Source organism: Mycobacterium sp. E183 (assembly GCF_001667735.1).
Classification (GTDB): Bacteria; Actinomycetota; Actinomycetes; order Mycobacteriales; family Mycobacteriaceae; genus Mycobacterium.
Map to the genome: position 1 here is coordinate 37,765 of NZ_LZJN01000052.1, position 23,382 is coordinate 61,146.

General features: G+C 69.1%; 12 protein-coding genes. 3 read left to right on the forward strand and 9 right to left on the reverse strand.

Translation table 11 applies throughout. The features are described 5' to 3' along the window. Positions 1-3 precede the first annotated feature (3 nt). The 3 genes from pks13 (at position 4) to A5691_RS04755 (ending at position 8,301) form a co-directional block, all read left to right on the forward strand. On the forward strand, positions 4-5,328 hold the full coding sequence (gene pks13, locus A5691_RS04745) for a polyketide synthase Pks13 (protein ID WP_068015444.1): 5,325 nt from the start codon (positions 4-6) through the stop codon (positions 5,326-5,328). Between the two features lie 65 nt (positions 5,329-5,393). Next, positions 5,394-6,899, forward strand: coding sequence for an acyl-CoA carboxylase subunit beta (locus A5691_RS04750; protein ID WP_231968752.1), 1,506 nt, complete (start codon positions 5,394-5,396; stop codon positions 6,897-6,899). 34 nt (positions 6,900-6,933) lie between these two features. Further along, positions 6,934-8,301, forward strand: a complete 1,368-nt coding sequence (locus tag A5691_RS04755; protein WP_067760220.1) for a tetratricopeptide repeat protein — start codon at positions 6,934-6,936, stop codon at positions 8,299-8,301. Between the two features lie 217 nt (positions 8,302-8,518). Here A5691_RS04755 and A5691_RS04760 read toward each other — a convergent pair whose 3' ends face one another. The 9 genes from A5691_RS04760 to A5691_RS04800 form a co-directional block, all read right to left on the reverse strand. Continuing rightward, positions 8,519-10,291, reverse strand: a complete 1,773-nt coding sequence (locus A5691_RS04760; protein WP_068015446.1) for an acyl-CoA dehydrogenase family protein — start codon at positions 10,289-10,291, stop codon at positions 8,519-8,521. Between the two features lie 10 nt (positions 10,292-10,301). Further along, positions 10,302-10,679 carry an FHA domain-containing protein gene (locus A5691_RS04765; protein ID WP_369827042.1) on the reverse strand — a complete coding sequence of 126 codons (378 nt, stop codon included), beginning with the start codon at positions 10,677-10,679 and terminating at the stop codon, positions 10,302-10,304. A 65-nt stretch (positions 10,680-10,744) separates the two neighbouring features. Continuing rightward, positions 10,745-11,203, reverse strand: coding sequence for a hypothetical protein (locus tag A5691_RS04770; protein ID WP_156675531.1), 459 nt, complete (start codon positions 11,201-11,203; stop codon positions 10,745-10,747). 109 nt (positions 11,204-11,312) lie between these two features. Next, a complete protein-coding gene (locus A5691_RS04775; RefSeq protein WP_067778992.1) occupies positions 11,313-11,816 on the reverse strand; it encodes a hypothetical protein in 504 nt (167 codons plus the stop codon). 157 nt (positions 11,817-11,973) lie between these two features. Further along, positions 11,974-15,201: an arabinosyltransferase domain-containing protein gene (locus A5691_RS04780; protein WP_068015452.1), complete on the reverse strand. Its 3,228-nt coding sequence runs from the start codon at positions 15,199-15,201 to the stop codon at positions 11,974-11,976. Beyond that, a complete protein-coding gene (locus A5691_RS04785; RefSeq protein ID WP_068015455.1) occupies positions 15,198-18,524 on the reverse strand; it encodes an arabinosyltransferase domain-containing protein in 3,327 nt (1,108 codons plus the stop codon). The genes A5691_RS04780 and A5691_RS04785 overlap by 4 nt, the downstream gene beginning before the upstream one ends. Positions 18,525-18,591: 67 nt before the next feature. After that, a complete protein-coding gene (locus A5691_RS04790) occupies positions 18,592-19,215 on the reverse strand; it encodes a maleylpyruvate isomerase family mycothiol-dependent enzyme (protein WP_068266447.1) in 624 nt (207 codons plus the stop codon). A gap of 14 nt (positions 19,216-19,229) precedes the next feature. After that, positions 19,230-22,508 carry an arabinosyltransferase domain-containing protein gene (locus tag A5691_RS04795; protein WP_082950140.1) on the reverse strand — a complete coding sequence of 1,093 codons (3,279 nt, stop codon included), beginning with the start codon at positions 22,506-22,508 and terminating at the stop codon, positions 19,230-19,232. Beyond that, the coding region (locus A5691_RS04800) for an arabinofuranosyltransferase (RefSeq protein ID WP_197508490.1) at positions 22,508-23,382 on the reverse strand (875 nt) is incomplete at its 5' end. The genes A5691_RS04800 and A5691_RS04795, both read right to left, overlap by 1 nt.

Below are 23,382 nucleotides of genomic sequence, written 5' to 3' on the forward strand. Positions count from 1 at the left end.
ACCATGGCTGACACAGACGAACCTCAGGAGAACTCGCCCGCCAAGAAGACCGAGCTCACAGTCCCCGAGATGCGCGCGTGGCTGCGCAACTGGGTGGGCCGGGCCGTCGGCAAGTCGCCGGACGACATCGACGAGTCGGTGCCCATGGTCGAGCTCGGCCTGTCGTCGCGCGACGCCGTAGCGATGGCCGCCGACATCGAGGACATGACCGGTGTCACCCTGTCGGTCGCGGTGGCCTTCCAGCACCCGACCATCGAGTCGCTGGCCACCCGGATCATCGAGGGCGAGCCGGAGCTCGACACCTCGGGTGACGACGTTTCCGACTGGACGCGCAACGGCCCGGCCGAGCGCGTCGACATCGCGATCGTGGGCCTGTCGACCCGGCTGCCGGGGGACATGAACAGCCCCGACGAGACGTGGCAGGCGCTCATGGAGGGCCGCGACGCCATCACCGACCTGCCGGAGGGCCGCTGGGCGGAGTTCCTCGAAGAGCCGCGGCTCGCCGAGCGGATGGCCAAGGCCCGCACCCGTGGCGGCTACCTGAAGGACATCAAGGGCTTCGACTCCGAGTTCTTCGCGGTGGCCAAGACCGAAGCCGACAACATCGACCCGCAGCAGCGGATGGCGCTGGAGCTGACCTGGGAAGCGCTCGAACACGCCCGCATCCCGGCGTCGAGCCTGCGCGGCGGGTCCGTCGGCGTGTACGTCGGTGTCTCCAACAACGACTACAGCTTCCTGGCGGTGTCCGACCCGACCGTCGCGCACCCCTACGCCATCACCGGCACCGCGACGTCGATCATCGCCAACCGGGTCTCCTACTTTTACGACTTCCGCGGTCCGTCCGTGGCCGTCGACACCGCCTGCTCGAGCTCGCTGGTGGCCGCCCACCAAGCGGTCCAGGCGCTGCGCAACGGCGAGTGCGACGTGGCCGTCGCCGGCGGCGTCAACGCGCTGATCACGCCGGTGGTCACCCTCGGCTTCGACGAGATCGGCCAGGTCCTTTCGCCCGACGGCCGGATCAAGTCGTTCTCCTCCGACGCCGACGGCTACACCCGGTCCGAGGGCGGCGGCATGCTGGTGCTCAAGCGCGTCGACGACGCCCGCCGCGACGGCGACCAGATCCTCGCCGTGATCGCGGGCAGCGCGGTCAACCACGACGGCCGGTCCAACGGCCTGATCGCCCCCAACCAGGACGCGCAGGCCGACGTGCTGCGCCGGGCCTACAAGGACGCCGGCATCGATCCCCGCAACGTCGACTACATCGAGGCGCACGGCACCGGCACCGTCCTCGGCGACCCGATCGAGGCCGAGGCGCTGGGCCGCGTCGTCGGCCGGGGCCGCCCCGCCGATCGCCCGGCGCTGCTGGGCGCGGTGAAAACCAATGTGGGCCACCTGGAGTCGGCGGCCGGCGCGGCCAGCATGGCAAAGGTGGTGCTGGCGCTGCAGCACGACAAGCTGCCGCCGTCGATCAACTTCGCCGGCCCCAGCCCCTACATCGACTTCGACGCGATGCGCCTGAAGGTGGTCGACCAGCCCACCGACTGGCCGCGCTACGGCGGCTACGCCCTGGCCGGGGTGTCCAGCTTCGGCTTCGGTGGCGCCAACGCCCACTTGGTGGTGCGCGAGGTCTTGCCCCGTGACGTCATCGAGCGGGAGCCGGAGCCGGCGCCCGAACCGCAGGCGGCCGCGGAAACCGCCGAGGCCCCCACCATGGAAAGCCACGCGCTGCGGTTCGACGATTTCGGCAACATCATCCCGGATGCCGAGGCGCCCGAGGAGGACGAGTACGAGCTGCCGGGCGTCACCGACGAGGCGCTGCGGCTCAAGGAGATCGCGCTCGAAGAGCTCGCGGCGAAAGAAGCGGCGGAGCCGACCAAGCCCCTGATCCCGCTCGCCGTGTCGGCGTTCCTGACCTCGCGCAAGAAGGCCGCGGCCGCCGAGCTCGCGGACTGGCTGGAAAGCCCGGAGGGCCAGGCGTCGTCCCTGGAATCGGTCGGCCGGGCGCTGTCGCGGCGCAACCACGGCCGTTCCCGCGCGGTCGTGCTGGCCCACGACCACGAGGAGGCCATCAAGGGTCTGCGCGCCGTCGCCGAGGGCAAGCAGCGGCCGGGCGTGTTCAGCGTCGACGGGCCCGTGACCAACGGACCGGTCTGGGCGATGGCCGGCTTCGGCGCGCAGCACCGCAAGATGGGGAAGAACCTCTACCTGCGCAACGAGGTCTTCGCGGAGTGGATCGAGAAGGTCGACGCGCTGATCCAGGATGAGCGCGGTTACTCGGTGCTCGAGCTGATCTTGGACGACTCGCACGAGTACGGCATCGAGACGTCCAATGTGGTGATCTTCGCGATCCAGATCGCGCTCGGCGAATTGCTCAAGCACCACGGTGCCAAGCCCGCCGCGGTGATCGGGCAGTCCCTCGGCGAACCCGCGTCCGCCTACTTCGCCGGCGGGCTGTCGCTGGCCGACGCCGCCCGGGTCATCGCGTCGCGCTCGCACCTGATGGGTGAGGGCGAGGCGATGCTGTTCGGCGAGTACATCCGGTTCATGGCGCTCGTCGAGTACTCCGCCGACGAGCTCAAGACGGTGTTCGCCGACTTCCCGGGCCTGGAGGTGTGCGTCTACGCGGCGCCCACCCAGACCGTCATCGGCGGCCCGCCCGAACAGATCGACGCGATTGTCGCCCGGGCCGAGGCCGAGGGCCGCTTCGCCCGCAAGCTGCAGACCAAGGGCGCCGGTCACACCTCGCAGATGGACCCGCTGCTCGGCGAGTTCTCCGCGGAGTTGCAGGGCATCGAGCCGATGACGCCCACCGTGGGGATCTTCTCGACGGTGCACGAGGGGACCTACGTCAAACCCGACGGCGAGCCGCTCCACGACGTCGCCTACTGGGTCAAGGGGATGCGGCACTCGGTGTACTTCACGCACGGCGTCCGCAACGCCGTGGACAGCGGGTTCACCACCTTTTTGGAGCTGGCGCCCAACCCGGTGGCGCTGATGCAGATCGGCTTGACCACCGCCGCGGCCGGGTTGCACGACGCGCAGCTGATCCCGACGCTGGCCAAGAAGCAGGACGACGTCGAGGCGATGATCGCGGCCATGGCCCAGCTCTACGTCTACGGCCACGACCTGGACATCTGGACGCTGTTCAGCCGGGCGTCCGGTCCCGAGGACTACGCCAACATTCCGCCGACCCGGTTCAAGCGCAAGGAGCACTGGCTGGACGTGCACTTCGCGCACGGCAGCAGCTCGGTGCTCATGCCGGGCAACCACGTCGCGCTGCCTGACGGCCGCCACGTCTGGGAGTACAACCCCCGCGGCCTGACGGACCTGCCCGCGTTGGTGAAAGCCGCTGCGGCAGAGGTCCTTCCGGACGCGCAGCTGGCGGCCGCCGAGCAGCGTGCGGTGCCCGGCGAGGGCGCCCGGCTGGTGACGACGCTGACCCGGCATCCGGGCGGCGCCTCGGTCCAGGTACACGCCCGCATCGACGAGTCCTTCACGCTGGTCTACGACGCGCTGGTGACCCGCGCCGGGGAGGCCGGTGTCGCCTTGCCGGCCGCGGTCGGCGCGGGCGCGGCCATCACGGCTGCGTCCAACGGGGCCGCCGTCGCGCCGGCGGAGTCCGGCGGTGAGGCCGAAGCCGAGACCCTGACCGACAGCCTGACCAACCGGTATTTCTCGGCGAGCATGGGCAAGTGGTCGCCGGACTCGGGCGAGACGGTCGCGGAGCGCCTGGGGCTGATCGTCGGCTCCGCCATGGGTTACGAGCCCGAGGACCTGCCGTGGGAGGTGCCCCTGATCGAGCTCGGGCTGGACTCGCTGATGGCGGTGCGGATCAAGAACCGCGTCGAGTACGACTTCGACCTGCCGCCGATCCAACTGACGGCCGTTCGGGACGCCAACCTCTACAACATCGAGGAGCTGATCAAGTACGCGGTCGAGCACCGCGACGAGGTCGAGCAGCTGCACGAGTACCAGCAGAGCCACTCGCCCGAGGAGATCGCCAAGGCCCAGGCGCAATTGATGAGCGGCGCCTCGCCCGCGACGATCGCCGCGCCCGCGCCCGACCCGCAGGCGGAGCCCGAGACCCAGCCGGCGCCGCCGCCGGCCTCGGACGTGCCGATCCCGCCGCCGCCCACCGACCCGACCGGGCCGAAGGCGAACGGCGGGCAGCCCGCACCCAACCTGGCCGGCGCCGCACAGGCGCTCAACCAGGAGGCGGTCACCAAGGCGCTGAACTCCGACGTGCCGCCGCGCGACGCCGCCGAACGGGTCACCTTCGCGACGTGGGCGATCGTCACGGGTAAGTCCCCGGGCGGCATCTTCAACCCGCTGCCCAAGCTGGACGACGCGCAGGCCGAGAAGATGGCGCAGCGCCTCTCCGAGCGGGCCGAAGGTCCGATCACCGCCGAGGACGTGGTGACGTCGGAGAACATCGAGGCCCTGGCCGAGAAGGTTCGCGGATACCTCGAGGCCGGTGAACTCGACGGATTCGTCCGCACCATCCGGGCGCCGCAAAACGATTCGCAGATACCGGTTTTCGTGTTCCACCCGGCCGGCGGTTCGACGGTGGTCTACGAGCCACTGCTCAACCGGTTGCCGCCGGACACCCCGATGTACGGGCTCGAGCGCGTCGAGGGCACCGTCCAGGAACGGGCCGCCCAATACGTGCCCAAACTGCTGGAGATGAACGGCGACAAGCCGTTCATCCTGGTCGGCTGGTCGCTGGGCGGTGCGTTGGCCTACGCCTGCGCGATCGGGCTCAAGCGGATGGGCGCCGACGTGGCGTTCGTCGGCATGATCGACACGGTCCGGGCCGGCGAAGAAATCCCGCAGACCAGGGAAGAGACCCGCAAGCGGTGGGACCGGTACGCGAGATTCGCCGAGCGCACCTTCAACGTCGAGATCCCCGCGATCCCCTACGAGCAGCTCGAGGAGCTCGACGACGAGGGTCAGGTCAAGTTCGTCTTGGAGATCGTCCAGCAGAGCGGTGTGCAGGTGCCGGGCGGGATCATCGAGCACCAGCGCACGTCGTACCTCGACAACCGCGCCTTGGAGACGGTCCAGATCGAGCCCTACGACGGCCACGTCACGCTCTACATGGCGGATCGCTACCATGACGACGTCATCGAGTTCGAGCCGCGGTATGCCATTCGCCAGCCGGATGGCGGCTGGGGCGAGTACGTGTCCGAGCTCGAGGTCGTGCCGATCGGCGGGGAGCACATCCAGGCCATCGACGAGCCGATCATCGCCAAGGTCGGCGCGCACATGACCGAGGCGCTGGAGAACATCGAGGCGGGGCGCCGCCGGAAGAGTGAGGTGGGCAACTAGTGACCGGTGCGGAGCCTTCTCGCGCTCACACGACAGCCGAAAAGCTGGCCGAGCTACACGTTCGCATGGAGCTGGCCAAGGAGCCCGGCGGTGAGAAGGCCGTCGCCAAGCGTGACAAGAAGGGCATCCCCAGCGCCCGGGCCCGCATCCACGCACTGGTCGACCCGGGCACCTTCCTCGAGGTCGGCGCGCTCGCCAAGACACCGAACGACCCGAACGCGCTCTACGGCGACGGGTGCGTCACCGGACACGCCACGATCGACGGCCGGCCCGTCGGGGTTTTCTCGCACGACCAGACGGTGTTCCAGGGCACGGTCGGCGAGATGTTCGGCCGAAAGGTCGCGCGGCTGATGGAGTGGTGCGCGATGATCGGCTGCCCGATCATCGGCATCCAGGACTCCGGCGGAGCCCGCATCCAGGACGCGGTCACCTCGCTGGCGTGGTACGCCGAGCTTGGCCGGCGCCACGAGGCGCTGTCGGGACTGGTGCCGCAGATCTCCCTCATCTTCGGCAAATGTGCCGGGGGAGCGGTGTATTCGCCGATCCAGGACGACCTGCTGGTCTCGGTGCGCGACCAGGGCTACTTCTTCGTGACGGGTCCCGACGTGATCCGGGAGGTCACCGGCGAGGAGGTCACCCTCGACGAGCTCGGCGGCTCGGACGCGCAGGCCCGCTACGGCAACATCCATCAGGTGGTGGATTCCGAGGCCGAGGCGTTCCAGTACGTGCGGGACTTCCTGTCGTTCCTGCCCTCGAACTGCTTCGACAGGCCGCCGATCGTCAACCCCGGGCTGGAGCCGGAGGTCACGCCGACCGATCTGGAGCTCGACTCGATCGTGCCGGACTCCGACAACATGGCCTACGACATGCACGAGATCCTGCTGCGCATCTTCGACGACGGTGACTTCCTCGAGGTGGCCGCGCAGCACGGGCCGGCCATCATCACCGGATACGCCCGCGTCGACGGGCACCCGGTGGGCGTGATCGCCAACCAGCCCATGTACCTGTCCGGGTCGATCGACAACGAGGCGTCCGACAAGGCGGCGCGGTTCATCCGGTTCTGCGACGCGTTCAACATCCCGCTGGTCTTCGTGGTGGACACCCCGGGGTTCCTGCCGGGCGCCGAGGAGGAGAAGCGGGGCATCATCAAGCGCGGTGGGCGGTTCCTCTACTCCGTCGTCGAAGCCGACGTGCCGAAGGTGACCATCACCGTCCGCAAGTCCTATGGCGGTGCCTACGCCGTGATGGGCTCCCGGCAGCTGACCGCCGACTTCAACTTCGCCTGGCCCACCGCGCGCATCGCGGTGATCGGCGCCGAGGGCGCAGCCCAGCTGCTGATGAAGCGGTTCCCCGACCCGACCACGCCCGAGGCGCAGCAGATCAAGAAGGACTTCATCGAGGGCTACAACCTCAACATGGCGATCCCGTGGACGGCCGCCGAGCGCGGCTTCATCGACGCGGTCATCGACCCGCACGACACCCGGCTGTTGCTGCGCAAGTCGATGAAGTTGTTGCGCGACAAGCAGTTGTGGTTCCGCACGGCACGCAAGCACGGGCTGATCCCGGTCTAGCGTCAGGCCGAACGGCCGGCCAGTCAGGGGGATCATGTCGGAGAATCTCGAGGCAGTCGATCCCGTCACGGCAGCAGTGCAGAAGTGGCAATCGGTGCATGCCGCGCTGGGGCCGCAACACGAATCAACTTTGGCCGCGCGACTGGCGCTGGCCGAGGCGCGGCAGAATGCCGGCGACACGCTAGGTGCTGTCGGTGACGCCGGTGCAGTCCTCGATACACGTCGCGAGGTACTCGGATCCGAACACCCGGATACTCTCGCGGTGGCCGGCGCGGTGGCACGGTGGCGCTTCCTCCTCGGTGACATCGGCGCGGTTGACCAACTGCGCGAACTGATTCCGGCGATGGTTGGGGTGCTGGGCGCCGAGCACCCCGACACGCTCCGTGCGAGTCATGTCGTGGCCTACGTCGAGTATCCCCATGAGGATGCGGCGACCAGGCTGGTTCGCTGGGTGCGGTTGTGCGGCGCCGAAACTCGCGTGTTCGGTGTCGAGCACGAGGTGACGCTGTCGGCGGCCTACATGGTGGCGCAGGCCCGCTACGACCTCGGTGACCCTTTCGGCGCCAGCTCAGATGCGGTGCCCGTGGTGACGTACCGCCGCCAACTACTGGGGGCGCATCATCCCGAGACTTTGGCCGCCCAACTGGCGCGGCTGGGTTGGCTCGGGGAAGCCACAGGCCCCACCAGCTTCGTTCTGAAGAGCCTCAACGAACTGATAACGACCGCCGAAAACGCGCTCGGCCACGACGACGAAATTACTTTGCGGGCGCGTTACGTTCGTGCGCTCTTGACGCCGAAAACCTCCGGTACCGAAGTGGACTGCATCTCCGAGTGGGACCTGCTGGCCGAGGACCTGACCCGCGGCCTCGGCGAGGCGCACCCGCTGAGCGTCGGTGCGCGCGAACAGCGTTCGGCGGCGTACGCCGAGTGGGAGCAGGACCTCAACGAGGTGCGCGACCTGGCCTTCCATTTGTTCGTCGACGTGGAATCCGAAGAACGCGACATCGACCAGCCTCCGGGACGCGACTGGCTGGACACCGGAGACCTCGACGAAGACGCGGTCGAGAAGGTGACCGAGGACGCCGACGACCAGCGCGCCGAGCGCGCCGCGTTGATGGAAAATGTTGTGGCGGCCAAGAAAGCGTTGTCCCGCAGCGCCCGCGCCGCGGGCAATGACGCCTACGAGACGTTGCTGTGGCGTTATTTCCTGGCCTGGCGGTTCTGGGAGGGGCACGAATTCGAGGCGGCCGGCGAGCGGACCCGGCGGCTGATCGACGATTGCGCGCGGCTGCTCGGCGACGACCATGAACTCACGGAGGCGTCGCGAACGATGTTGCACTTCATCGACACCCGCACCTGGAGCGGTCTGCCACTGTTCTGGGATGGCAGCGCGATGGTCTGACGGGATCCTGGTGTTTCACCACGATCACGAAATCAGTCATGGTTCCGCACCGAGCGAACGTGTGGGCTGATCGCGGTCCAGACCGGCTGCGGGGCAGTATCATTGGTCGCTTCGGCAGCGTCTCGACCCTCATATGCCGACCGTGATATCGCGAGCGATATCAAATCCGTGGATCGAGTGGTGTTTGTCGCACGACGCGACCGGCGGGTGATGATCGTTAGCCCGTGAACGCGCCATCGACCAGGTCGTCGAACCGCTCCAGCGCCTCGTCGGATTCGGCGTCGATGCCGCGCAGCGCCCCCCGATCCGCGAGGTACCGGTGCGCATACAGCCGGGCTACCAACGCCTTTCGCTCCCCGCCGCGGGCCTCGCGCTCCCAGGCGGCCTGCTCGGTGAGCAACGCCGCGGCATAGACGTCGCCCATGAATTGGGCCAGCGGGAACAGCCGCGCCTCGGCCATGTCGCGGTCCAGCTTGGACCACGCCGTGATGGCGGCGTCGAGATCCTCGATGCGCCCGGCGACCAGCCGTGTGGTGTCGTCGTCATCCGACACCGACACCGCGTCGCGCAGCCGCGCCAAAAACCGCTCGTGCGCGCGGGTCTGCTCGATGCCGCGCCGCACATCCAGGCACAGGATGTTGTCCGGCCCCTCCCAGATGGTGTTCACCTGCGCGTCGCGCAGCAGCCGGGCCACCGGCCAGGTCTCGATGTAGCCGTTGCCGCCGTGGATTTCGATCGCGTCGGACGCCGCGGTGATGCCGAGCCGGCACACTTTCAGTTTGGTCACCGGCACCGCGATGCGCTGCCGCATGGCCCGCGGCTGGCGATGATTGGTGGCGCCGGTGCCGTCGAAAACCATTGCCTGCGCGGCTTCCACGTCGACGATCAGCTCCGCGAGCTTGCGCCGCATCAGCGGCTTGTCGATCAGCGCGCCGCCGAACGCGTGCCGCTGCCGGGCATAGCACAACGACTCGACCAGGGCGCGGCGCGCGTTACCCAGGCCGAACAGGGCGATGCCCAGGCGCGCGGCGTTGGTCAACTCCATCATGCGGCCCAGGCCCTTCCCGTCCGATGGCCCGGCTTCGCCGCTGGGCTCTCCCGACAGCAGAAACGCTTCCGCGTCAACGAATTCCACCTCGCCGGAGGCCACCGAGCGGGTGCCGAGCTTGTCCTTCAGGCGGCGCACCCGCACCCCGTTGCGCGACCCGTCGCGGCGGGTGCGCAGCACCAGGAAGTTGGCGACGCCCCGCGTCGAGTCGGGTGCGCCCTCCGGCTTGGCCAGCACGACGAAGGCCTCGCCGGCGCAGTTGGAGGCAAACCACTTGAACCCGTTGAGGATCCAGGAATCCCCGGCCCGGGTCGCCGTGGTCTCCAGCGCGCCCAGGTCCGAGCCGCCGGTGCGTTCGGTCAGCAGCTGCGCCGTCTCCCCGGCCCACTCGCCCGAGGCGAACTTGGCCAGCACGTGCTCGCGCACGTCGGCAGGCGCGTAGGCGGCCACCAGCGAGGAGACCATGCCACCGCCGGTGCCCAACGCGCAGCCCATCCCGATGTCGGCCTGATTCAGCAGGTAGTTCGACGCGAACAGGCCCAGGCCTGAGCTCACCTTGGCGGCGCGGGCGTCGTTGCGCAGCGCCTGCTGGGCGTCCAGGACCGCGCGCTTGGACTGGGTGAAGGACGCCGGCATGACGACCTGGCTGACGTCGTGTCCCCACCGGTCGTAGCGTTCCAGCCGCGGCGGGTTGTGGTCGGTCTCCTCCGCCCATTTCGCGACCGCGCCGCCCATCAGCTCGCCCATGCGCACCAGGTGCGGCTCCACCACCGCCAGCTCGTCCGGCTGCAGGTAGTACGCCATGATGAACTGCAGGGTGGGGTCGGTCAGGTACCAGTTGAGACCGGCGGCCCCGCGATAGTCCTCGGTCCGGTAGCGCTGCGCTTTCTCCTCGGTGGAGAAGGGCAGCCTGTCCACCGCCTCCGCGGCGTAGTCGCTCATGGGTGAGACGCTACGCGCTGGTGAGGAAGACCAGACGGACCCTGCCGATTTGGATTTCGTCGCCGTTGGCCAGCACCGCCGAGTCGACCGGCTCCCGGTTGACGTAGGTCTGGTTCATGCTGCCCACGTCGACGACGCGGAATTGCTTTCCGTCGCTTCGGAATTCGGCGTGCCGGCGGCTGACGGTGATGTCGTCGAGATAGATGTCGCTCTCGGGATGGCGGCCGGCGGAGACCACGTCTGCGCTCAGGGAAAAACGCGAACCGGCGTTGGGGCCACGCTTGACGACGAGCAGCGCCGAGCCTGGGCGCAACCCGGCGGTGTCCTCGATCGCGGCATCGGCGGCGGTTGCCGGCGCGTCGAGCTCGGCGGGCATGGCGCTGCCGATGGCGCCGGTGCGGTCCTCCGGGTCTTCGCGCCGAGTTGGCCGGTGCGGCGTCGACCCCGTGTCGCTCACGCGGCTCGCGGCAGGTCCGGGTTGGCCGCCGTCGCCTGCGATGTCGGGCGCTGCGGCGCCGGCACCCAACCGACGTAGGTCAGGTACAGCCCGACCAGGGTGAAGACGACGCACGCCGTGATCCACCAGCCCTGCGCGCCGATCATGTCGTTGGCCAGCGCGGCGAAGAACCTGGGAAATGCCACCAGCAGCAATCCGCGCAACACGATCAGCCAGCCGACGAGGGAAACCGTGACCGCCGCGGCGCCGCGCCAGCTTTGGTGGGCCGCAACGATGGTCAGGCCGATCAGCAGGATGAAGGCTCCGGTCACGAAGGTCCACATCGAATTCGCCTCGAACTGCGACAGCAGCGACTGCATGTCCGAGGCGCGCGCCACCGCCGTCACATCGACGACGACGAGGAAGGGGCCGAGCACGCGGCAGAAGAAGCGTGTCGACTGTTGGGAAGCGTCCATTGCCGTACCTTTCATCCGACGCCGGTCACGCGGCGACCCCTTTATCGGAGCACTCGACCGCGGCGTCGTGATAGGGACTTAAGGCACTGCCCGCTCCCCAACGGCGTGGTTATACCGGGGCGACGAACTCTGATGTGTAGAACTCCGCCGGATTCTGCGAGTTAGCGTTGGTCCGTTCGATAATCACCCAAACTCCAGTCGTGCCGGGACGAATGGTGTCTTGGACGGTCGTTGTTCCGGTGCCCGCCGCATCGATATCCATGCCCGCGAAAGCGGTGCCGGGATCACCCGGACCGCAGGTGCTCGACGAGGGTCGGGGCATCTGGATCAGCCCGACGTCGAAGTGGGTGCCGGGCTCGGGCTCGTCGTACAGGTGCACCTCCGCGAGCGCTCTTGACCCGCTGGTACGGATCACCGCCGAGCCGGTGCCGAGCATCGGGCTCGGCACCTTCGGGGCCACGCCGACGCGGCTGAAATCGCAGCGCCGCAAATAGTTGTCCAGCACCACCGTGGTGCCGCCTTCGGCGTGGGCCTTGACGCCGAACGTCATCGCCCAGGTGATCGCCACCGCGATCAGCGCCGCACATGTTCGGATACGTCTAAGCGTGTACATGGGCCCACCTGTTTCTCCCGTGTGAACTGAATCACAGCGGTTAGGTATTAACCAGGGCCCGGCAAAATCAAACCTATTTCCGGCAATTACTCATTCGTTAATTTGTGCGGTTATTGGGCGGCTGACGAATTGCGGGAGAAAAGGCGTTTATTACGCCCTACGGTTTAATGCGGATCGGCCCGGGAGACCACCAGCCGCTACGGGTCGCGGTGCCCAGATCGAGCTGCGCGGGATGGGCATCGGCGACGGTGTCGAACTTGCGCAGCGATCCCCAGTCCCGGCCCCAGTCGTGCGACAGGTAGGTCGACATCACGTGGGCCCGCAGCAGCAGATCGGTGATGCCCAGCAGGCCGCCGTTGACGCCGTCCTGCCAGGTGTCGGTGTCCTGCTTCTTGGCGTTGTAGTCCGGGGTGATGCGGAACCTCGGGATCTCGGTGACACCGTTGACATGCAACATCGGCTGCTGGCACGGGAAGGCCAACCCGACCGCCCAGTCCATCAGCACCGGCTGCGTCGAGCCGACATACTCCTGCAACGAGCGCAGTTCCGGCACCCGCGGCGGGGTGACCGCGATCCAGTCGTCCGGCGTCAGCGACAGGTCTTCGGCGACGAGCCGCACGGCGACGGCGTCCGCCGGGATCTGCGAGCGCGCGAAGCGCAGGTTGCGCCACACCTTGGGTTGCTCGCCGTAGAGGTCGTAGGGCACCAGCCTGCCGCCCGGCTGCACGGAGCCGCCGGGACCGGGACGGCCGAACTCCAGCTCGACCGTCTGGCCGCTGGTGTGGTGATGCAAGATGCTGTTGCCGGCGATCGTGCCCGCCGCGGTGACGACTACCAGCGGGTGCCCGTCATCCGCCTTCGGCAGCTGATACCACGCGGAGGTGAGCCGGCTCTGCCGTTGCGCCCCGGTCGTGTAGCTCCCGGCCAGGGGGACCTGCTCGGCGTTGAGGCCGTACGGCAGCGGCACCGTCGATCCGTTGACGCCGGGCGTCGTCAGCTTCAGCGGCGCGTCCCAGTCGTAGTCGGTGCCCGGCTGCGGCACCGACGTCTCCTTGACCGACTCGGCCAGGGTGCGGTCCGGAACACCGTTGGGAGTGAATCCCGTCGGGTTCACGCCCCCGAGCGCCCCCAGCGGACCGTAATCGCCGGGCAGGGGCGCCATGAAGCCGGCGTTGCTGTCCGGTTCGACGAGCACGTCGTCGGCCAGGCCGCAGCCTCCGCTGAACTCGCGCAGGTTGTCCCAGGCATTGGAGTAGGTGGGGTATTGACGCACGATGCCGGCCACCATCGACGCCACGAACACCAGCGCCATGAAGCCGGCCGCCAGCGGGATCGGCGCGGCGGTCAGCGCTCGCGCCAGGCGGCCCTCGCCGTGGCTGGTGTCGGCGAAATGCAACCAGGCCGCATACACCGCGGCAATCACGAACAGCGCGAAAAAGATTGTGCTGATCGAGATTCCGCCGACCCTGGGCATGCTGCTGTTGAACGGCACGCCGTAGCTGGAGACGTACCACCAGCCGTTGGTGGTGGCGAAGCACAGCGCCAGAATGAACAGCACCGCCGCGAGGAACGCCATCCGGTTGCGCGACCAGCGCAGCACCTTCGGCGACACCAGCACCGTCGTCAGCGCGGCCATCGCCGCGCCCACCGCGGCGAACAGCCCGAAGTGGTGCACCCACTTGGTGGGGGTGAACATCAGGAAGAACATGGTGCCGAAGATGACACCCATCAGGCGCCACGCCGGCCCGCGGGCCACGCCCGGAACTCGCTTGCGCCGCAACATGATGAACATGGCGGTGAACAGGCACAGCGCGGTGATCAGGAAGCCGAAGCGGCGCGAGAGTGAACCGTCGACGGTGGGCAGAATCAGGTAGTAATAGCGCAGGTTTTCGGTGTACCAGGCCTGGCTGGGCCCGATCGCGGTCCGAATCCTGGTGGCTTCCAACACCGTTGACAGCGTCTGATCGGCGAACACCACGGTCAGGATGACCGTTCCGGCGGCCAGCATCGGCGCCACCAGCGGCAAGGTGCCGACCAGCCGATGCCGGCGGACCAGGATACGCAGGATCGGACGGCCACCGGCGACCAGTGCGGCCACGGCGATCAATCCGGTGGGCTGGACGCCGAGGGTGAACGCCGCGGTGATGACCGCCAGCGCGGCGGGAGTCAACCGGCTGTAACGCATGGAGCGCTCGATGAGCACGTAGGTGATCAGCGAACCGACGGCGATGATCGGCTCCGGGCGCAGGCCGTTGTCGAACGGCATCCACGCGGTGAGCAGGACCAGGCCCGCCGCCCAGTTCGCCGCCTTGCTGCCGGCGACCGCGGGCCCGAGACGGGGCAGCACCTCACGCGAAAGCAGCAGCCAGCAGACGATTCCCGCGATCAGGTCCGGCAGGCGCATCCACAGGCTGGCGTCGCTGACGTGGGTCATCAACGCCAGCAGGTTGTAGTACCACCCGAACGGGTCCTCCGGACTGCCGAACCAGCGGAAGTAGTTCGACATGTAACCGGCGTGGTCGGCGACCCGGGCCATGCCCAGGATGTAGCCGTCATCGGACGAGTTCGCCCCGATCACGTGCCACAGCAGGAACCCGAAGATGACCGTGACGTCGGCCAGCGTGAAGGTGCGCCAGTTCGCCGGAATGAGCCGGCGCATCCGGTGGCCGTCCAGCTGGTCCAGGCGCCACAACGCGATCAACGCGACGATCGTGGACACGATGGCCAGCACCATCGCGGTCAGCTTCAAAGTCGTTGGGGTGGTGGAGAACCGGGTGTCGATGGTGGCCGACAGTTTCAGGCCCGGCGGGGCCGGGCCGGTGAGGTCGGTGAACACCCCGACGATCTGCGGCCGCAGGTTCGGGTCGGGGAAACCGCCCCCGATCGGCCTGCCGGCCGAATCCTTCAGCCCGACGAAGGTGGCGAAGGCGCCGGCTTTCGTCGAGGTGATCTCGATGCGCTGGCATTGCGGGCCGGCCACCTGGTCTCGAGACGCGCTGGCGATCACCACATTGCGGTCGGTGACGTCGACGCGTTTGGCGTTGACGACGACGAACAGCGCGTTCAGCGCGGCGTCCTTGCCCTTCTTGGGCGCCGTGCTCAGGACGACCCCGCCGTCCGACGGCAACGCGCTCACCACCGAGCACGGCACGGTTGCGGTCACGTCCACCGGCGTCAGTGAAATCAACGGCGCGGTAACGCTGTTCAGCTGGCCGCCCTGGGGCCAGCTGAGGGTGGCGGTGGTCTGCACGACGGGCAGCAACGGCGTGGCGACCGACAGGACGAAGCCGATCAAGCCGGCGATCGTCGCGACCCAGCGCGTCGCGCGCACGTTTTGACCGGCGGTCGCCTTGTCTTCGCGGTTGTTCACGGTCGTGATGCTCATGGAAGCGCCCGAATCGGTCCCTGTCGGCTCCAGCCGTGCACTGTCATCACACCCTGTTCGATTGCGGCGTCGGGCGCCTGGTCAGCCGGCACCAGCCGGAAGTACTGCTCCACGGAGCCCCAGTCGCGATACCAGTCGCCGCGAAGATAGGTGGAGACCGTCGAGGTGCGCAGCATCGCCTGAGTGACCAGGAACGGGCCGCCGGCCTCGCTGGCCTGCCACCCATTCGACGACGACGCCGTCTGCTTGTGATCGGGCAGGATGCGGTACTGCGGAAGTTCGGCCACGCCAAGGTGTTCGGAGAACGGGTGCTGGCATGGGAAGTTCGCGGCGGTCGCGATGTCCATCAGCACCGGCGTGCGCGACCCGATCAGCTGCTGCAGGGTTTGCAGCACCGGCACCCGCGGCGGGGTGAACGCGAACCACTGATCCGAGCTCAGGTTCGGGTCGTAGGCGACGATGCGCGCCACGTTGGCCTCGGGCGGCGCCCAGGTGAGGGGGAAGCGCAGGTTGCGCCACGCCGGCTCGGGGCCGATGTCGATCGGCTGCACCTCGGCCAACGGCTGGGTGGTGCCGTCGGGGCGGGTGACTCCCCACTGCAACTTCAGCGACTGCCCGTAGGTGAAGGTGCCGTCCTCCTTGTACGACCAGATCGCGCCGGTCGCCGACACCACGACGATCGGCCGGTCCGGGGTGCGGGGTGGTAGCTGGTACCACGCCGAGGTCGCCGTGGCGGCCAGCGAATTCTCGCCGTAGCTGCCCATCACCGGGGTGCGGGCCGGGTCGAGTCCGAACGGGAGCGCCGCATGGGAGCCGTTGACGCCGACGGGGCCCTTCCCGCCGGCCGTGCCCGCCGAGTCGCTCATGGCGGCGTTGGGCTTGTTGGGCGACGCATCCGAATTCACCACGCCGGGCTTGGTCACCACCGGGTACGACCGCAGGTCGTCGCCGACGCCGTCGGGCTTGAAGCCGACCGGGTTGACCCCGCCGAGCGGGCCGTCGGGCCCGAAGACCTGCCCGGGCGCCGGCGCCAGCATGCCCGCGTTGGGGTCGGGCTCGGCAAGCACGTCATCGGCCATGGCACAGCTCGTCGGGGACAGGCCGGAAGCGATGGCGGCGAGGTTGGCCTTGCCGGTGGTGTAGAGCGGGTAGCGGAACACCGCGCCTTTGGTCAGTGAGGCGACTTCGCCGACCACCATGATGCTCGCGACCACCAGCAGCGGGGTCGACGCCAGCACCCGGTTGCGCCGGTTGTCTTTGACTTCGGTGTGGCCGGCATAGTCCATGCGGAAGTGCTGCCACGCGGCCAGCAGCCCGGTGAGGATCGACAGCGTCAGGAACATCGACGTCACCGGGTGGCTCGCGATCACGGGCTGGATGTCGTACCACGGCACCCCGTAGTTGCCGACGTAGAACCAGCCGTTGACGCCGGAGGTGGCCACCGCGACAACGAACAGCAGCGCCGTGACGTAGAGCGTCAGGTTGCGGCGGTTGTGCAGGCCGATCCGCGAAAGCGCGAACGCGGTGACCGCGCCCAGCGCCCCGGCAAGTCCGGCGAAGGCGCCGAACTGGACCGCCCACTTCGTCGGGGTGAACGTGAGGAGCAGGAGGCCGATGGCGGTCGTGCCGATCAGCCGCCAGGCCGGGCCGCTGGCCAGCCCGGGCACTCGCCCCCGGCGCAGCAGGATGACCAGCATCCCGAACAGGCACAGCAGCAGCACCAGCACCGCGAAACGCCTCGCCATGGACCCATCGGGGTTCGACTCCACCGTGAGGAAGTAGTAGCGAAGCCAGTCCTGGTACCACGCGATCGTCGGCCCGACCTTGTACTTGATCCGCGCCGACTCGGCGACGTTGGCCAGTGTCTGACCGTGGAACACCACAACGGTGATCAGCGACAGCGACGCCGCGAGCACCGACAGCGGCGCGAGCAGGCCGTCGGTCGCCCGGCGTCGCCGGATCGTCCGGGCGATGGCCCGCGAACCGGTCAGCAACGCGGCGACGGCGATCAGGCCCTGCGGCGCCAGTGTCACGGTGAGCATCGCGACGAAGGTCGCGACCGCGGCCGGGGCCAGGCGTTGCAGCGCGATCGCCCGCTCCACCAGCATCCAGGTGACCAGCACACCCAGGGCGATCAGCGGCTCGGGCCGCAGCCCGTTGTTGAACGGCAACCAGGCGGCCAGGAACACCGCGCCCGCGGTGAACACCGCCACCCGGTTCGCCGCCAGGCCGCCCCTGCCGGGGCCCAACCTGCGCAGGATCCAGTGGCTGATCACGAGCCAGCACGCGATCCCGGCCAGCGTGGCGGGCAACCGCATCCACACCCCGGCGGTGCTCACGGCCGCCAGCTTGGACAGCACCCCCAGATACCAGTCGAACGGCGCGTCCGTCGTACCGAAGTAGCGGTAGTAATCGACGATGTAGCCGGCCTTCGGGGAGACGCGGGCGATGGTCAGGTTGTAGCCGTCGTCGGACGAGGTGGCGCCGATGACGTGCCAGACCAGGAGCGTCGCGATCACCCCGACGTCGGCGATCCAGGTTGCGAGCCCGACGCGGCGCCAGGAACTCCATCGCGCCCGGGGCCGGTACCGGGAGAGCCAGGCGATCGGCGATTGCCAATTGACCAGCGTGCCGCCTCCGCGGCTGCGACGGTCGAGCGCGGCGAGCGCGATGACGGCGGTCAGCACGGCCAGGGCACCGACGGCCATCGCGAGTTGCTTGAGGGCGGTTGGGGCGGTGATGAAGCGGGTGTCGATGTCGATGCGGGCCGATAGTCCCGGCTGGGCCGGCACCTTCAGGTCCGTGAAGATGCCGCCGACTTGGGGCTTCTTGTCTGAGGACAGGGTGCCCGAGGCGCCGGGCATGCCCACGAAGTCGGCGCCCGCCGCGCCCGCGCCGGCCCAGGCGTGCAGCACGCTGCAGGCCCCGCCGGCGACCGCCGCCCGCGGCGCGGCCGCGGCAACGGTGTCGCGGAACGCGACGACCACCAGGTCTTTGTCGGCCCGCACGAACAGCCCGTCCTTGCCGGCGTCGACGCCGCCGGCGGGCAGCGTCGAGACCACCAGGCCTCCGCTGGCGGGCAGGGTCGCGATCGCCGCGCACGGGATGGAGATGTCGAGCGCGCGCGGCGCCCCGGACACCAGCGGCGCGGTGATCTGGGTGACGTGTCCGTCCGCGACGCCCTGCGGCCACAGCACCGTCGCGGTGGTCTGCCTGACTGGAAGCAGCGGGACGAGCGCGCACAACAGCAGTCCGACGATGCCGGCGACGGCGGCGACGAACCGCGGGATCCGCTGCGATCGCTGATTACCGTCGTGGGGCACGAGGCTCGATCGTAAGCGAAGCCGCTTTGTCCGCTGAGGACGCGGGGCCGCGCGGGGCCGCGCGGCGTCAGCGGGGGAGCCGGGCCGCCAGGGTGTTCAGGCCCGGGCCGTCGAGGTCGTCGAGCGCCGCCGGGCGGCCCGACATCGCCATCAGCAAAGCCTCGCCGGGGCCGGTGACTTCCGGCCCGCGGCCGTGTGCCCAGTCGAGGTCGGTGGCGCGCAGGCGCAGCCCCCGGATCCGGCGGCCGGCCCCGAGCCTCGGGTTGCCCGGCACCAGCTGCAGGACGCGCTCGAGCCGATCGGCGGGGACGATGCGAGGCCGGTCGAGGGCGCGGCGGATGTCCTGGTGATGGATCGTGCCGTCGACGAGCGCGATCATTCCGCCGAAACCCGCTGTCAGCCCACGCGGCTGGAGATGGGCTCGCAGAAAGTCGAGCAGTTGTTCCGGACCCAGGCCGGCGAACTCGTCGACGCCCACCTGGTTGGCGCGGACGATCCAGCCCTTCGCGAAGCGCCCCGCCAGACCTAACGGGCCGAGCTCTTCGTAGCTGATCGTATGCGCGACAACGTCTTTGACCGTCCAGTGCGTGCAGAGGCTGGGCGCCTCCCACTGCTCGGGCGTCAGGGTGGCCAGGAACTCGGCCAGGTCGGCCCGTTCGTCGCGGGCCATGCTCATCAGGCTTGCCGTCATTGCCGGCCCCCTCGCTAGCTCTTACGCAGCGGCGCGGGGCTCCACAGGCCGCTGCGGGTGACCGTCCCCAGCTGCAGGCGGGCGGGCTGCGCCCCGGCGTAGTAGGGCGTCAGCCGTTGCAGGGAACCCCAGTCGCGCGACCAGTCGTCCTTCAGATAGGTCGCCATGGTGGTGGCCTTCAGCAGCAGCTCGGTGACGCCCAGCGGGCCGCCACCGTTGTTGTCCATCACCGGTGAGTTGGCTTCTGCGCCGAAACGGTCAGGCAGGATGCGCCATTTCGGCGTTTCATCGACGCCGTTTTGGTGGCCGAACGGACGCTGGCAGGGGAACGCCAGGCCGACGAGCCAATCCAGGAACACCGGGTCCTTCGAGCCGACGACGTCCTGCAGCGTGCGCAGCTGCGGGATGCGCGGCGGGGTGAGCGCGATCCAGTGCTGCGGCGCCAGGTCTTCGTCGTCGGCGACCAATCGGATCTGGGTGGCGTTGGCGGGGATGGCCGACAGCGGCAACCGCAGGTTCCGCCAGGCTGGGGAGGCGCCCACGTCGGATAACTGCAACGACCCGCCGGGGTGTCCGCCGGCCGCTTGGTCGTCGGTCGCCCACTGGACCTGCACCTCGCGGGGATCGAAGCGGCCGGCCGCGCTCACCACCAGCAGCGGCCGGGCGCTGTCGCGGGTGGGCAGCCGGTACCAGCCCGACCGCAGGTGGGCGGGCAGTTGGATGCCCGACCGCCAGCTGCCGAGCACCGGTGTGCGCGCGGGGTCCAGGCTGTAGGGCAGCTGGGCGACCGAACCGTTGATCCCCGGTGCCGGGGTGGTGCCGCCCTCGGTGCCGGCTTCGGCGCCGGTGACCAGCCTGTCGTCGTTGATGAAGCTGCGGTCGCCCGGGCGTTCCATCACGGGGTCGGCACGGACGTCGGCTGGAATACCGTTGGGGGTGAAGGCTTCCGACAGGCCCGCGCCCAGCGCGTCGGCCACCGTGGCGCTCACCGGCGCCAGCGCGCCGGCGTTGGGGTCCTGTTCCACCAGCACGTCCTCGGCCAGTCCGCAGGACTTGCCGGTGAGGGCCTCGAGGTTGGAGCGGCCCACCGTCCAGGCGGGGTACTGGTCGACCATCGCCAGGGTCAGCGACGCCACCTCGAACACCACCAGCAGCCAGGTCGCAATTGCCAACGGGGACTGGACGATTCCCGCGACTCGTGCGCCCAGGCGGGTCGTCGGCGCGCCGTTGTCTGGATCGACGAAATGGAACCACGCGGCCAGTAGCAGCACCACGACCGTCAGCCCGAGTAGCGCGGTGGCAAAGGCGTAATGCCACGCCGGGAACGAATTCGACCATGGCACACCGAAATTGGACACGTACCACCAGCCGTTGACGCTGGCGAACGACAGGGCCATCAGGAACAGCACCGCGGCCGCGAACATGGTGCGGTTGCGCCGCGACCGCATCGCCACGGAAGTCACGGCGACGGCGGCCAGCGCGCCCAGCGGGCCGGCCAGCCCGGCGAACACCCCGTAATGGTGGGTCCACTTGGTGGGCGTGAACATCATCGCGATAAAGGAGATGATCGTGATTCCGACGATGCGGCGGCTCGGCCCGGCGGCCGTGCCCGGAATCCGGCCCTTGCGCAACGACATTGCGACCGTGATCGCGAGCGCCAGGACCAGCGCCAGCACCGCGAAGCGGCGGGCGACCGAGCCGTCCGGGCTGGCCATGAACAGGCGCTCGTAGCGGATGTGTTCGTCGAACCAGCTCAGGCTGGGGCCGACGGCCCGCTTGAGCATGCTGGCCTGGATCTCGCCGGCCAGGGTTTGGTCTCGGAAGATCAGGATGGCGGTGACGGTGACCGCCGCGAACAGGGGTGCCACCAGCGGCAGCGCGCCGAATCGTTTCGACCTGCGGTGCAGGATCGTCCGCAACGGCCCGATGGCGACCAGCAGGGCGCCGATCGAGGCGATGCCGGTCGGCCCGGAGAACAGCGTCAGCGCACCGATGATGCAGGCGACCGCCACCGGCAGCAGCCGGCTGGTGGCTACCGCGCGCTCCACCGAGCACCAGGTCAGCAGGATGCCCAGCGCGATGATCGGCTCGGGGCGCAGGCCGTTGTTCAGCGGGAGCCACACGGCCAGGAACATGCCCGCCGCGGTCCACGCCGCGCCGCGGTTCTGTTTGACGGCGTGGCCCAGGCGCGGCATCACTTCACGGCTGATCACCCACCAGCACGTCAGCGCCATGGCCAGGGTTGGCAACCGCATCCAGATGCTGGCGGTGCTGACATGGGCCCACACCGCCAGCAGGTCGTAGTACCAGCCGAAGGGCGCCTCCGGCGTGCCGAACCAGCGGTAATAGTTGGCCATGTAGCCGGCGTGCTCGGACACCCGGGCCATGGTCAGGATGTAGCCGTCGTCGGAGGTATTGGCGCCGACGAACTGCCACCACACCAGCACGGCGATGACCAGAGCGTCCAGACCGCCGATCGACCACCAGCGCGACGGCAGGAAGCGGCGGTGGCGGCTGCCGTCGGCGGTGTCGAGCAGGTGCAGGGCGACCAGGGCGGCGGCCGTCAGCACGAGCCCGAGGATCATCGCCGCCATCTTCAGCTCGGTGGGGCTGCTGCTGTAGCGGGTGTCGATGGTCGCCGAGAAGCTCAGGCCGGGCGGTGTCGGCCCGCTCAGGTCGGTGAAGACGCCGACGATCTGGGGCCGGAAGTCGTAACCGCTCTTCTCGCCGCGCAGCGGTGCGCCGGGGTGCTCGGTGTTGGGCCCCTGGGTCAGGCCGACGAACTCGGCGGTGACCTTCTCCGCGTGGGCGGTGAAGGTCAGCCGCTGGCAGGCCGGGCTCAGCACCTGGCTCAGCGGGGCGGTCACCACCGCGACGTTGCGCACGACGACCACGAGGTAGTCGTTGGCGCGCTGGATGAGCAGCCCGCGGTCGACGGCCTTGGGGGCCTGCTTGGGCACCGTGGACAACAGCACGGTCTTGGCGGCGTTCTGGGGACCGGCCAGCCCGGCGGCGGCCTGACACGGCACGGTGATGTTCAAATCGGTCGCGACGTAACCGATCAGGGGAGCGTCGACGCTTTCGAACGTGCCGTTCTGCGGCCAGTTCAGCTGGGCGGTGGTCTGGTTGACCGGCAGCAGCGGGGTCGCGATGGCCAGCAAAGCCCCGAGCAGCCCGGCGACGATAGCTACCCACCGAGTGATCCGGTGGTTCGCTCCCGTCTCGGTCACGGTGCTAGATGCTAGTTCTTCGATGCTCGGCGGCCCCTTTTGAGGCGAGGTGTTGGTGCTCATCAGCGGCCCGGCACCGGCTTGCGGATGGCCAGCACGAACGGGCCGGCGCTTTGAACGACGAACTGCGGGCTCTCGAAAAGGGCGGCCCGCAGATCGACGGTGTAGCGCCGGACGTTGGGCTGGTTGGGGTAGACGTCCTCGGCGAGCCGCAGGGTGTAGTTGCCGTTCGCACCGCGGCGCATCAGGAACACCGTGGGCGGCGGCCAGGGACAGGTGTCCAGCGCGTGCAGCAGCTCGTCGGCGGACTTGAGTTTGGACCATTTGTTGATCTGGGCGGCCCGCAGGTCGAACTGCGCGAGTGGGTTGGCGTAGTGCGACGTCAGTCCCTGGAATCCCCAATAGGGATAGAACGACAGGAAGCTGTAGTCGGCGGTCATCACGACGGTCTGGTCGCGGGGGCGCCCGGTCACGGTCACGATGGCGCGGTCGATGTCGGGGTAGAACTTCTCCGAGCTGGGCGGTCGCCGGTCGCCGCGCTGGCCGTTGCCGTCCGTGTCGGTGTAGGCGACGGTGAGATCCGGGCGCAGCACGTCGGGGATGTCCTGGCTGAACGCGATCGCGGCGGCCAGGCCGACGGCGCCGGCGAGGGGCAGCACGGCGCGGCCCCGCGCGGACAGCGTGCGCACCGCCTCGACGAAGCCGAACGCCCCGGCGGCGACCAGCAGCACGGTCAGGGTGGGCTGCAGCCGGAACGACAGCAGCGTGGTGCGCGCCAGCGTGGTCAGCATCGACAGCAGCGACCACAGGTAGATGGCCAGCACGCCGATCCCCAGGGCGCTGGCCCGCACCGACGACCGGGCGCGCACCACCAGCCACAGCGCCCCGAGCAGGCAGATCGTGCCCAGCAGGGAGAACTGCAGCATCGGGAAGGTCA

Bases quoted from the DNA above. Each gene is read 5' to 3' on its own strand.
- A5691_RS04755 (WP_067760220.1), top strand. From the start codon at position 6,934: ATGTCGGAGAATCTCGAGGCAGTCGATCCCGTCACGGCAGCAGTGCAG.
- A5691_RS04795 (WP_082950140.1), bottom strand. From the start codon at position 22,508: ATGAGCACCAACACCTCGCCTCAAAAGGGGCCGCCGAGCATCGAAGAA.
- A5691_RS04750 (WP_231968752.1), top strand. From the start codon at position 5,394: ATGGAGCTGGCCAAGGAGCCCGGCGGTGAGAAGGCCGTCGCCAAGCGT.
- pks13 (WP_068015444.1), top strand. From the start codon at position 4: ATGGCTGACACAGACGAACCTCAGGAGAACTCGCCCGCCAAGAAGACC.
- A5691_RS04770 (WP_156675531.1), bottom strand. From the start codon at position 11,203: ATGGACGCTTCCCAACAGTCGACACGCTTCTTCTGCCGCGTGCTCGGC.
- A5691_RS04760 (WP_068015446.1), bottom strand. From the start codon at position 10,291: ATGAGCGACTACGCCGCGGAGGCGGTGGACAGGCTGCCCTTCTCCACC.
- A5691_RS04775 (WP_067778992.1), bottom strand. From the start codon at position 11,816: ATGTACACGCTTAGACGTATCCGAACATGTGCGGCGCTGATCGCGGTG.
- A5691_RS04790 (WP_068266447.1), bottom strand. From the start codon at position 19,215: ATGACGGCAAGCCTGATGAGCATGGCCCGCGACGAACGGGCCGACCTG.
- A5691_RS04780 (WP_068015452.1), bottom strand. From the start codon at position 15,201: ATGAGCATCACGACCGTGAACAACCGCGAAGACAAGGCGACCGCCGGT.